Source organism: Paenibacillus yanchengensis (assembly GCF_042684845.1).
GTDB lineage: Bacteria > Bacillota > Bacilli > Paenibacillales > Paenibacillaceae > Pristimantibacillus > Pristimantibacillus yanchengensis.
The window spans coordinates 25,158-38,972 of sequence record NZ_JBHUMH010000003.1 but is presented as its reverse complement, the minus strand read 5'-3'; the positions used below and the strand labels follow the sequence as shown (position 1 = coordinate 38,972).

At 41.4% G+C, this 13,815-nt stretch carries 6 protein-coding genes and 1 pseudogene; all 7 read right to left on the bottom strand.

Translation table 11 applies throughout. The annotated features are described in order from the left end of the window. Window positions 1-73 precede the first annotated feature (73 nt). Window positions 74-784, bottom strand: a pseudogene (locus ACFSTH_RS00415) (ABC transporter ATP-binding protein); the annotation flags it as partial. Between the two features lie 126 nt (window positions 785-910). Then, window positions 911-2,101, bottom strand: a complete 1,191-nt coding sequence (gene tuf, locus ACFSTH_RS00410; RefSeq protein ID WP_377770047.1) for an elongation factor Tu — start codon at window positions 2,099-2,101, stop codon at window positions 911-913. Between the two features lie 132 nt (window positions 2,102-2,233). Then, entirely contained in the window at window positions 2,234-4,309 is a 2,076-nt protein-coding gene (gene fusA / locus ACFSTH_RS00405; protein ID WP_377770046.1) for an elongation factor G, read from the bottom strand. Window positions 4,310-4,344: 35 nt separating this feature from the next. Next, complete coding sequence (rpsG, locus tag ACFSTH_RS00400) at window positions 4,345-4,815, bottom strand: 30S ribosomal protein S7 (protein ID WP_377770045.1); 471 nt, start codon at window positions 4,813-4,815, stop codon at window positions 4,345-4,347. 74 nt (window positions 4,816-4,889) lie between these two features. Continuing rightward, window positions 4,890-5,309, bottom strand: coding sequence for a 30S ribosomal protein S12 (rpsL, locus tag ACFSTH_RS00395; RefSeq protein WP_377770044.1), 420 nt, complete (start codon window positions 5,307-5,309; stop codon window positions 4,890-4,892). A 972-nt stretch (window positions 5,310-6,281) separates the two neighbouring features. Further along, entirely contained in the window at window positions 6,282-9,905 is a 3,624-nt protein-coding gene (rpoC, locus tag ACFSTH_RS00390) for a DNA-directed RNA polymerase subunit beta' (RefSeq protein ID WP_377770043.1), read from the bottom strand. A 31-nt stretch (window positions 9,906-9,936) separates the two neighbouring features. After that, a complete protein-coding gene (gene rpoB / locus ACFSTH_RS00385) occupies window positions 9,937-13,479 on the bottom strand; it encodes a DNA-directed RNA polymerase subunit beta (RefSeq protein WP_377770042.1) in 3,543 nt (1,180 codons plus the stop codon). Between the last annotated feature and the right edge of the window lie 336 nt (window positions 13,480-13,815).

Here is a 13,815-nt window from a genome sequence, read left to right as displayed (position 1 = left end):
TTATCTACTTTTCATATAGGTATCATTCTACTGATATCACTAGAAAAGTTTCATAAACAGCATCTATATTGAATTAACCAAGCACTACTCGATCATTACTCATTTTCTTACCACTTATCTTTTGGAATTCACCTAATAATTGCTCTATCGATAACTGTTGCTTATTTTCGTCATTAACTACCAGAATAATTCTACCTTTGTCCATCATAATTAATCGATTCCCAAGTCGAATCGCTTGTTCCATATTGTGGGTAACCATTAAAGTCGTTAGTTTCATTTCTTTTACAATCGACTCTGTTAACTGTGTGATCAGTTCAGCACGGGCTGGGTCAAGCGCAGCAGTATGTTCATCTAGTAACAATATTTGTGGTTTTGTAAATGTTGCCATTAATAAACTCAATGCCTGTCTTTCTCCACCTGACAACAATCCAACTTTAGCATTCAGTCTGTTTTCTAATCCAATCCCTAATCGAGACAAATTTTCTCTGAACAATTTCCGTTTCTTATTATTAACACCTAATGCAAAGCCCCGCTGTTCCCTTCTCGCATAAGCCATTGCTAATTTTTCTTCAATTGTCATTTGCGGTGCTGTTCCAGCCGTTGGATCTTGAAAAACTCTTCCGATCTAGCGACTACGTTTATATTCTGGTAGATGGCTAATTAACTGACCAGCTATTTTCACTTCACCGGTATCTGGCTTCATCACACCAGAAATAATATTCATTAGCGTCGACTTCCCAGCTCCATTACTTCCAATAATCGTTACGAAGTCTTGCGGCTTCATATGTCATATTTCTCAGTTTATAAATTATCTTAAGTAAAAACATTTTCATCGGCAAGCAAAGTAGTAACAAAAAAAGAGCTTCGCTTTTAAAAGCGAAGCTCTTATAATATTGCAATAAAATTGCAATTATTTTTGGATAGAAGCAACTGCTCCAGCGCCTACAGTACGGCCACCTTCACGGATGGAGAAGCGAGTACCTTCTTCAACAGCGATTGGTGAGATTAGCTCAACAGTAACAGTAATGTTATCGCCAGGCATAACCATTTCAGTACCTTCTGGAAGATTTACAATACCTGTAACGTCAGTTGTACGGAAGTAGAACTGTGGACGGTATCCTGTAAAGAAAGGCTTGTGACGGCCACCCTCTTCTTTAGACAAAACGTATACAGAAGCTGTAAAGTTAGTATGTTGCTTAACTGAACCTGGTTTTGCCAAAACTTGTCCACGCTCGATGTCAGCACGGTCAACACCACGAAGTAGTGCACCAATGTTGTCACCAGCTTGAGCAGAATCAAGCAATTTACGGAACATCTCAACGCCTGTAACTACAGACTTACGAGCTTCTTCAGCAAGACCAACGATTTCAATCTCGTCACCAACTTTAACAATACCACGCTCTACACGACCTGTAGCAACAGTACCACGGCCTGTAATTGTAAACACGTCCTCAACTGGCATCAAGAAAGGTTTTTCAGTATCACGCTCTGGAGTTGGGATGTACGTATCGATTTGCTCAAAAAGTTCAATAACTTTGTCAGCCCAAGAACCGTTAGGATCTTGCAATGCTTCACGAGCAGAACCACGGATAATTGGAGTATCATCGCCTGGGAAATCATATTCAGAAAGAAGGTCACGAACTTCCATCTCAACAAGCTCTAGAAGCTCTTCGTCTTCAACCATATCACATTTGTTCAAGAATACTACGATGTAAGGAACACCAACTTGACGTGAAAGCAAGATATGCTCACGAGTTTGTGGCATCGGACCATCAGCAGCGGAAACAACTAGAATACCGCCGTCCATTTGTGCAGCACCAGTAATCATGTTTTTAACGTAGTCAGCGTGACCTGGGCAGTCAACGTGAGCGTAGTGACGATTAGGTGTTTCATACTCAACGTGAGAAGTTGAGATTGTAATACCGCGCTCGCGCTCTTCTGGAGCTTTATCAATTTGGTCATAGTCCATTGCAGCACCGCCATAGCGAGTAGAAAGAACTTTAGTGATTGCAGCTGTCAATGTAGTTTTACCGTGGTCAACGTGACCGATTGTACCAATATTAACGTGTGGTTTATTACGTTCAAATTTAGACTTAGCCATTGAACTTGAACCTCCTCAAAATAGTTTCATTAGTTTTTATATTTTTAGGTCGACATCTAAATGTGTAGCCACATCAGATGACGACCATTTATAAATCATTTTACCTGTAGACAAGCAGTTCAGCAAGTCGTATTATTCGCCTTTATGTTTAGCGATAATTTCTTCCGAAATCGACTTAGGAACTTCTTCATAGTGTGATAGCTCCATAGAGAATACACCACGACCTTGTGTTCCAGAACGAAGCGTAGTAGAATAACCAAACATTTCAGACAAAGGCACCTTAGCCCGAATAATTTGTGCTCCACCACGAGCATCCATTCCTTCAATACGTCCACGACGTGAGTTAAGGATACCCATAACATCACCCATGTACTCTTCAGGAACAGTTACCTCTACTTTCATAATTGGCTCCAACAATACAGGGTTACACTTTTCTTTAGCTGCTTTAAGTGACATAGAACCGGCGATTTTAAATGCCATCTCCGAGGAGTCAACGTCGTGATAAGAACCATCAAAGACAGTCGCTTTAACGTCTACTAACGGATAACCAGCAATTACACCATTTTTCATAGACTCTTCAATACCAGCTTGGATAGGAGCGATATATTCACGAGGAATAGATCCACCAACAACCTTGTTTTCGAATACGAAGCCTGTACCTGGCTCAAGAGGCGTATACTCAACCCAGCAATGGCCATATTGACCTTTACCACCGGATTGACGTACAAACTTACCTTCAACCTTAGCAGCTGTACGGAATGTTTCTCGGTAAGCAACCTGTGGTTTACCCACGTTAGTTTCTACTTTGAATTCACGCATCATACGGTCAACCAGTACTTCCAAGTGCAACTCACCCATACCAGAAATAATCGTTTGATTTGTTTCTTCGTCCGTATGTGCACGGAAAGTTGGGTCTTCTTCAGACAATTTAGAAATAGCAATACCAAGTCTATCTTGGTCAGCTTTTGTTTTTGGTTCAATTGCTACAGAGATAACTGGATCTGGGAAGTCCATCGATTCCAATACGATAGGGTGCTTCTCATCACAAAGTGTATCCCCTGTTGTTGTATCTTTAAGACCAACAGCAGCAGCGATATCGCCTGAATAAACGATTGAAATTTCTTCACGGCTGTTTGCATGCATTTGCAATATACGTCCGATACGCTCACGCTTGCCTTTTGTAGCATTTAGCACGTATGATCCAGAGTTAATTAGACCTGAATATACGCGGAAGAATGTCAAACGGCCAACATAAGGGTCAGTCATAATTTTAAATGCTAGTGCAGAAAACGGTGCTTCATCAGAAGATGGACGAGTATCTTGTTCACCATTTTCAAGCAAACCTGTAATAGCAGGTACGTCAAGTGGTGAAGGTAAATAATCAACAACAGCATCCAATACCATTTGAACACCTTTATTACGATAAGATGAACCAGCTACTACTGGGAAAATTTTAACATCAATTACGCCTTTGCGTAATGTTGCTTTAATTTCCGCAACAGTAATCTCTTCACCTTCCAAATATTTCATAGTAAGTTCTTCATCCAACTCAGCAACTTTCTCTACCAAGTCCATACGAAGTTCTTCCACTTGCTCCAAATATTCGGCTGGAATTTCGATTTTCTTAGGATCACGCCCAAGATCATCTTCATACTTGTATGCAACACGCTCAATAATATCAATTACACCAATAAAGTCAGATTCTGCACCAATCGGTAGTTGGATAGCTACTGCGTTTGCTTGTAGACGCTCACGCATGTCTTTAATAACATTTAAGTAGTCTGCTCCAATAATATCCATTTTGTTAATGTATGCAATACGAGGAACACCATATCGATCCGCCTGACGCCATACGGTTTCAGATTGCGGTTCTACACCTTCTTTAGCACTGAAAACACCAACGGCCCCGTCCAATACGCGTAGGGAACGCTCAACTTCAACAGTGAAGTCAACGTGTCCCGGGGTGTCGATAATATTGATGCGGTGACCATTCCATTGAGCGGTAGTAGCAGCGGATGTAATAGTAATACCGCGCTCTTGTTCTTGCTCCATCCAGTCCATCGTTGCAGAACCTTCGTGTGTCTCACCAATTTTGTGAGTACGACCTGTAAAGAACAAAATCCGTTCAGTTGTAGTAGTCTTACCTGCGTCAATATGCGCCATAATCCCGATATTACGCGTATTTTTCAAGGAGAACTCTCTTGCCATAATTATGTCTCCTTTCGATTCTTGTTATATAACGATTACCAACGGTAATGTGCAAATGCACGGTTAGCTTCCGCCATTTTGTGTGTATCTTCACGTTTCTTAACAGCAGCACCAGTGTTGTTAGATGCGTCAATAATTTCTGCTGCTAGACGCTCCTCCATCGTTTTCTCACCGCGATTACGCGAGTAATTAACGAGCCAACGAAGACCAAGTGCCGTACGGCGCTCAGGTTTTACTTCGATTGGCACTTGATAGTTAGAACCACCAACACGGCGTGCTTTAACTTCAAGTACTGGCATAATATTTTTCAAAGCTGCTTCAAAAACTTCCATAGGCTCTTTGCTTGTACGCTCTTGAACTAGCTTGAATGCATCATATAGTAACGTTTGTGCAACGCCTCTTTTTCCGTCGATCATAATACGGTTGATCAAACGAGTAACCAATTTACTATTGTAAACCGGATCTGGCAATACATCACGTTTTGTTACAGGACCTTTACGTGGCATGAAAAATCCCCCTTTCCTCTCAATTGGCAGAATTGTAGTTACAACTCTACTATTACAATTACCTACTCATCCTATTACTTTTTAACTTTAGGACGTTTCGTTCCATATTTCGAACGAGCTTGATTACGGTTGTTCACACCTGCTGTATCTAGTGCTCCACGAACAATATGGTAACGTACCCCCGGAAGGTCTTTCACACGTCCTCCACGAATAAGTACAACACTATGCTCTTGCAAGTTGTGTCCAATACCCGGAATATAAGCAGTAACCTCTACACGGTTAGTAAGACGCACACGAGCGTATTTACGAAGAGCAGAGTTTGGCTTTTTCGGTGTCATTGTACCTACACGTGTACAAACTCCACGTTTTTGCGGTGATCTGATCTCAGTTATTTCACGTGTAAGAGCGTTATATCCTCTATGCAAAGCCGGAGACTTAGTTTTAACAACTTTCGCTTGACGGCCTTTACGCACTAATTGGTTAATTGTTGGCATTCTGCCACCTCCTTCCTCTAATTTTGCTTTATTCTATATAATAAATAAAACATTTAACCCCATTTTAAGCCCACAGATCCAGGCGGTTCATTTTAAATCAAACGAATACTCAAACCTTTATCTCAGGCACACTCAGATATAGTATCATTTTGTAAGAACGTCTGTCAAGTAAATTGCCTATATTTTTTTGTTTTATATTGCTTGTCACAATTAACAGTCTCATATATTCCCTTATATCCATTATTCCGCATAGTTAATCTAGTCTCTATCTCCCACACTGTGGCTCTACACAAAGTTTATAACACTATTTCGCTCAAACCATAGTAATTCAGTTGTAATACCAGCTAATAAAAGAGTACAGTTCCCTTAGTATCTGGAAATGAGCACAAAACATCTGAATAAGATCGCTCAGGAGGCTGTCGATTAGCTGTTAATAAATAGCTTATTTCTAACTATTTGTCGTTTCATGATACTAGGTTAGGGGATATAGCATATAGCTATGGTTGGACTTTGCAAGGTGTAACGAAGAAATATAGCTTTAATTTGCTGAAATCAGGCCATTTTAAAACCTAAGGAAGATATTCCACGTTATTTGCTTGAAAATAGCTGTTTTGAGGTTCAGTTTGTGCGAATAAGAAAGAATATCTTCGTTACATTTAATAAAGTGCTGAAATATGTGATATAACGTGAAAAATCTTCGTAAGCAAATGCAGCCGCAGCACCTTACAACGTGAGGCTTGATTCATTGCGCCAAAACAATTTGGGCACAACAGCTTTCCGTGATCGTTTTATTGGTTTACTCCAAGTTGCCCACAATTAATAGACAGTCTCGATTCTTCCTTAGCATTAGCTACCCATCCCTCTACAGCATAGTCGCATCGCCAACAAACAAAAAAGTAGCACATCTCAAAATCTGTTGACTTCAAGATGTGCTACTTCTATATCATGTATTATCGTATTTTCCAAATGATGTTATTCGACTGCTAACATCTTTCCTTCTTCCGACTCTACAGTTTTCTCTGCTTCTTCTTCCATTCCAGCAAAGCGGATGTTGCGATAACGATGCATCCCTGTACCAGCTGGGATCAACTTACCGATAATGACGTTTTCTTTCAGTCCTAGCAATTGGTCAACTTTACCTTTAATTGCTGCATCAGTAAGTACTCTCGTTGTTTCTTGGAACGATGCTGCTGACAAGAAGGAATCAGTTTCTAGAGATGCTTTAGTAATACCAAGCAACACAGGTTTTGCAACCGCCGGTTCACGATCTGAGAAGATCGCTTCATGGTTAGCTGCTTCATACTCGTGTATATCGACAAAAGCACCTGGCAATAGCGTAGTACCGCCCGCATCAACGATCCGGATTTTGCGCAACATTTGTTTGATCATAACTTCAATATGCTTGTCGTTAATTTCAACACCTTGATTTCGGTAAACACGTTGTACTTCTTGCAAAATATAATTTTGCACGCCGCGAATACCTTTAATACGCAACATATCCTTTGGATCGATAGATCCGTCTGTCAATTCATCTCCAGCTTCAATCTGCTGTCCTACCGCCACTCGAATACGGGAACCGTATGTGACAGCATATACTTTAGATTCCGCTTCACCTTGTACTTCGATTTCGCGGCGATCTTTTGTTTCACGAATTTCTTTAATTGTACCATCCAATTCGGAGATAATCGCTTGCCCTTTCGGATTACGCGCCTCGAACAACTCTTGAATACGAGGCAAACCTTGCGTAATATCGTCTCCAGCAACCCCACCGGTATGGAACGTACGCATCGTTAACTGTGTACCCGGCTCACCGATAGATTGAGCAGCAATAATACCAACTGCTTCACCAATCTCTACATGCTTACCAGTCGCCAAGTTTCGTCCATAACAAATTTTACATACACCGTGACGAGCACGGCAACTTAATACGGAACGAATTTGCAGTTTTTCAATGCCTGAGCTTACAATTTTTTCTGCTTTCGTAGCATCGATTAACTCAGAACGGTTAACGATCACTTCGCCTGTTGCAGGATTACGCAATGTTTCAAATGCATAGCGACCTTCAATACGGTCATACAAATCCTCGATAACTTCTTTACCATCTTGGATTTTACTTACCATAAAGCCTTTGTCCGTACCACAATCATCTTCCCGAACAATCACATCTTGTGCTACGTCAACTAGACGTCTTGTCAAGTAACCAGAGTCAGCTGTACGTAGTGCCGTATCCGCAAGACCTTTACGAGCACCGTGAGTAGAAATAAAGTATTCCAAAACGGTAAGTCCTTCACGGAAATTAGATTTAATCGGTAATTCAATGATACGTCCAGATGGGTTCGCCATCAGCCCACGCATACCGCCTAGCTGTGTAATCTGCGATTTGTTACCCCGTGCTTTAGAATCAACCATCAACATAATGTTGTTATAGCGATCCATTGACTTCATTAATATTTCAGTAACTTCTTCTTTACAAGTACCCCAAATATCAATAATACGGTCGTAACGCTCATCGTTAGTAATTAAACCACGACGATATTGTTTCATTACAGTTTCTACTTTTTCGTCAGAAGCCTGCATGATAGCTGTTTTTTCAGGTGGAATGATAACATCCGCTACCCCAATAGTAATACCGGCTTTTGTGGAATACGTAAAACCTAGCTCTTTGATACGGTCCAATATGACAGCTGTCAATGTCGTATCATATATACGGAAACATTCCGCAATAACAAGCGCTAAATAATCTTTACCAATCGCCGCTGGAATATAAGCATCTTCCACATATTTACGAAGGTCAGCACCTTTTTCTTTTACAAAATATTTATCCGGTGTACCTTGCAATAGATTACCTTTTGAAGCTTCGTTAAGATACGGGAAGTCATCCGGTAAGTTTTCATTAAATATAATTTTACCTACTGTCGTAACAAGTAGGGAATCCAGTTGTTCTTCCGTCAACTGTTTTTTATTCAACTGTCTCGCTGGAATAAACACACGAGCATGCAATGATACCGCACCTCGCTGATAAGCAGAAACTGCTTCATTCACGGAAGAGAATACAGATCCGCTACCTTCAGCTTTGTTGTTATCCATCGTCAAGTAATAACTACCCAATACCATATCCTGTGATGGTGTAACAACTGGCTTACCATCTTTCGGGTTCAGTATGTTACCAGATGCAAGCATTAGAAGGCGTGCTTCCGCTTGAGCTTCTGCCGATAAAGGAACGTGAACTGCCATCTGATCCCCATCAAAGTCAGCGTTGTAAGCTGTACAAACAAGTGGATGCAGTTTAATCGCACGACCTTCAACAAGTATCGGCTCAAATGCTTGAATACCAAGTCTATGCAACGTAGGTGCACGGTTAAGCAATACTGGATGCTCTCGAATTACTTCTTCAAGTACATCCCATACTTCTGGGCTTACTCGTTCTACTTTACGTTTAGCACTTTTTATATTATGAGCTAGACCTTTGTTGACAAGCTCTTTCATTACGAACGGCTTAAACAACTCTAGCGCCATTTCTTTCGGCAATCCGCACTGATACATTTTCAAGTTCGGACCAACTACGATTACGGAACGACCAGAATAATCTACCCGTTTACCTAGCAAGTTTTGGCGGAAACGACCTTGTTTCCCCTTCAACATATGGCTAAGTGATTTCAGCGGACGATTACCCGGACCTGTAACAGGACGTCCACGACGACCGTTATCGATCAATGCATCAACTGCTTCTTGAAGCATACGTTTTTCGTTCTGTACAATAATATCAGGTGCGCCAAGATCAAGCAGACGCTTCAGACGGTTGTTACGGTTAATCACTCGACGATATAAATCGTTCAAGTCAGATGTTGCAAACCGACCACCATCTAGCTGTACCATTGGACGAAGTTCCGGTGGAATAACCGGTAGAACATCTAAGATCATCCAATCCGGCTCATTACCAGAATGACGGAATGCTTCCATAACTTCCAAACGCTTGATCGCACGGTTACGACGCTGACCTTGGGCAGTTAGCAATTCTTCTTTTAGCTGTTTCAATTCTTTATCAATATCGATATCGAACAACAGTTTTTTAACCGCTTCTGCTCCCATACCTGCTTGAAATCCGTATCCGTATTTTTCGCGATAACTGCGATATTCTTTTTCCGACAATAGTTGTTTTTTCTCAAGAGGAGTTTCACCTGGGTCTGTTACCACATAAGAGGCAAAATAAATAATTTCCTCCAACGAACGTGGTGACATATCAAGCGCTAATCCCATCCTACTCGGAATGCCTTTGAAATACCAAATATGAGAAACCGGGGCAGCAAGCTCGATATGCCCCATCCGCTCACGACGCACTTTTGCACGTGTTACTTCAACACCACAGCGGTCGCAAACTACTCCCTTATAACGTACACGCTTGTACTTTCCGCAATGACATTCCCAGTCCTTAGTAGGTCCAAAAATTTTCTCGCAGAAAAGACCTTCCTTTTCTGGTTTAAGCGTCCTGTAATTGATTGTCTCCGGCTTCTTGACTTCTCCGCGGGACCACGAGCGAATTTTGTCTGGCGATGCCAAACCTATCTTCATATACTCGAAGTTATTAACGTCCAACAAGGAGCAACCCTCCTTCGTCATGTATCGCTATTTATTCAGCGCCGACTTCTGCGCCTTCCAAATTTAAATTAAGCTTATCGCTTGTTGCATCATCATCGTCAATTTCTCGCATTTCGATCTCTTCTTCATCCGCCGACAAAATCTTAACGTCCATACCTAAACTTTGTAGCTCCTTGATCAATACTTTAAATGATTCTGGAACACCAGGCTCTGGCACGTTTTCGCCTTTGACGATAGATTCGTAAGTTTTGACACGTCCAACAACGTCATCAGACTTCACTGTCAATATCTCTTGCAGCGTATAAGCTGCTCCATATGCTTCAAGCGCCCAAACTTCCATCTCTCCAAAACGTTGTCCACCGAACTGCGCTTTACCACCAAGTGGCTGTTGCGTAACAAGTGAGTAAGGTCCTGTTGAACGAGCATGGATTTTGTCATCAACCATATGCGCTAGTTTAATCATATACATAACGCCAACCGTAACTTCACGGTCGAATCGCTCACCGGTACGACCATCATACAAGACTGTTTTCCCGTCGCGCTTCATACCAGCTTCTTCCATCGTGTCGAATACATCAATTTCACTCGCACCGTCAAAAACTGGTGTAGCTGCATGAATACCAAGATGTTTACACGCCATACCCAAATGCACTTCGAGCGCTTGCCCAATGTTCATCCGTGAAGGTACTCCTAGTGGGTTAAGTACAACTTGTACCGGGGTACCATCTGGTAAAAATGGCATATCTTCTTCTGGCATTACTCGTGCGATAACACCTTTGTTACCGTGACGACCAGCCATCTTATCGCCTTCGGAAATTTTACGTTTTTGAGCAATATAAGCACGTACTAGCTGATTCACACCTGGTGGCAACTCATCGCCATTTTCGCGTGTAAATACTTTAACATCTACTACGATTCCGTCTGTACCATGCGGTACTCTAAGAGATGTATCTCGAACTTCACGAGCTTTTTCTCCGAAAATAGCGTGTAGCAATCTTTCTTCTGCTGTTAATTCCGTTACTCCTTTTGGTGTTACTTTCCCAACAAGAATATCGCCTGCACTAATTTCCGCACCGATGCGAATAATACCACGCTCATCAAGATTTCTTAATGCTTCCTCACCAACGTTTGGAATATCACGTGTTATTTCTTCTGGTCCAAGCTTCGTATCACGTGCTTCCGACTCGTATTCTTCAATATGAATCGAAGTAAACACATCTTCCTTCACTAATCGTTCACTTAGCAATATAGCATCCTCGTAGTTGTAACCTTCCCATGTCATAAATGCTACGACTACGTTACGTCCCAGTGCTAATTCACCTGTTTCTGTAGAAGGACCATCTGCCAATATTTCACCTTTACTAACTCTATCGCCTTTGCGAACAAGTGGGCGTTGGTTAATACAAGTTCCTTGGTTAGAACGAGTAAACTTATGCAATTTATGCTTGATCAAGTCACCTGTCACGATGTTACCATCGATCGTTTCTGTACGACGCAACCATATCTCATTAGCGGATGATCTTTCGATAATACCGTCATATTTAGATACGATACATACTCCAGAATCTTTTGCTGCTTTGTGCTCCATCCCTGTACCAACAAACGGAGCTTCTGGCACAAGCAAAGGAACAGCTTGTCGCTGCATGTTCGATCCCATAAGCGCACGGTTAGAGTCATCATTTTCCAAAAATGGAATTAACGCTGTAGCTACCGAAACAACTTGTTTTGGCGATACGTCCATATAATCCACACGGCTACTAAGCATAGTTAAAATGTTATCTGCTTGCTTATTGTAACGCACAATTGTTTGTGGCTCAGCAAACGTATTATCATCGTTTAGCGGAGCATTTGCTTGTGCAATAATGTAGTTATCTTCTTCGTCAGCTGTCAAATATGCGATTTGTTCCGTTACAACTCCCGTTTTTGGATCTACCCAGCGATAAGGCGCTTCGATAAATCCGTACTCGTTAATTCGAGCATAGGATGACAACGAGTTAATCAAACCGATATTCGGACCTTCCGGCGTCTCGATTGGACACATTCTCCCGTAGTGAGAGTTATGCACGTCACGCACTTCGAAACCAGCACGTTCCCGCGTAAGACCACCAGGTCCTAGTGCAGATAGACGGCGTTTGTGCGTAAGTTCTGCCAATGGATTCGTCTGGTCCATAAACTGTGACAACTGAGAAGAACCAAAGAACTCTTTGACCGAAGCTATTACTGGTCTAATATTAATTAACGCTTGAGGCGTTATCGCATTAGCATCTTGAATGGACATTCTCTCGCGTACGACACGTTCCATTCTAGAAAGACCAATACGGAATTGATTTTGCAACAACTCACCAACCGAACGTAAACGACGGTTACCCAGGTGATCAATATCATCCGTACTACCAACACCATGCAACAAATTAATAAAATAATTAATTGAGGCAATAATATCAGCAGGAGTAATATGCTTCACCGTTTTATCGATAATCCCATTAGAGATTAGTTTAATGATTTTACTTTCATCATGTGGAGAAAATACGCTAATTTCTTGCATTGGAATGCTATCCGCATCTAGTATGCCATTAGCTACTTGATACGTCTTGAATCCTACATTTGTCTCCAGCTTTTCTAAAATTTCATCCAACAAACGGCGATCAATCATCTGTCCGCTCTCGGCAATAATTTCGCCAGTAGAAGGATCTACCAACGTTTCTGCCAACTGTTGGTTGAATAATCTATTTTTAATGTGTAGCTTCTTATTAATCTTATAACGCCCTACGTTCGCCAAATCATAGCGCTTTGGATCAAAGAAACGAGCGATTAGTAAGCTCTTCGCATTATCTAATGTCGGAGGCTCACCCGGACGAAGACGTTCATAAATTTCAATCAACGCTTTTTCCGTAGAATCGGTAGTATCTTTGTCGAGTGTATTGCGAATGTACTCGTCATCACCCAGCAATTCTATAATTTCTGCATTGGTACCAAATCCTATAGCGCGCAACAGCACCGTCACTGGAATTTTACGTGTACGATCGATACGAACATAAATAATGTCTTTCGCATCCATTTCCAATTCCAACCAAGCACCACGATTCGGAATTACTGTAGCAGTAAACGCTCGTTTGGCATTTTTATCTAACTTGGAACTGAAGTACACACTCGGGGAGCGAACCAATTGACTAACAATAACACGCTCAGCTCCGTTAATAATAAAAGTACCGGTCTCAGTCATAAGCGGAAAATCGCCCATGAACACCTCTTGTTCCTTAACTTCGCCAGTCTCTTTATTGATCAAACGCACTTTAACACGCAATGGAGCCGCGTAAGTTACATCGCGTTCTTTGGATTCATCAACCGAGTACTTCGGCTCACCCAAACTGTAATCAATAAACTCAAGCGACAGATTGCCTGTAAAGTCCGAAATCGGAGAAATATCATGAAACAATTCCAACAGGTCATGTTCAAGAAACTTCTCGTACGATTTTTGCTGGATTTCAATCAAGTTCGGAACATCCAGCACCTCTTTAATCCGAGAGTAACTACGACGTGTGCGCCGACCATACTGAACAAGTTGTTCTGCCAACTTAACCTCACCCCTCATGTCTGTATAACAGCATCAATTTGCGAATAGGACTTGACGACACGTGACAGTCGCCTATAATGATAAATAAAGAAAAGCCCTTATCGAACAATTCGAAAAAAGAGCATATTTCATAAGTTCCCATTCATCAAGCAAATACGATGGTATTCATATCCAATAATTTTACCCATAAATAGAATGCAATAGACATAAACGCCAAATTCCATAGTTTTGCATAGCAAAATTTCTTCTTGACATTTTAGTGCACTAAAGCATTATTACCCTATTTTATGCTGACATTTTATAATGTTAACATATTCAAAAAGTCAAGTCAATGTT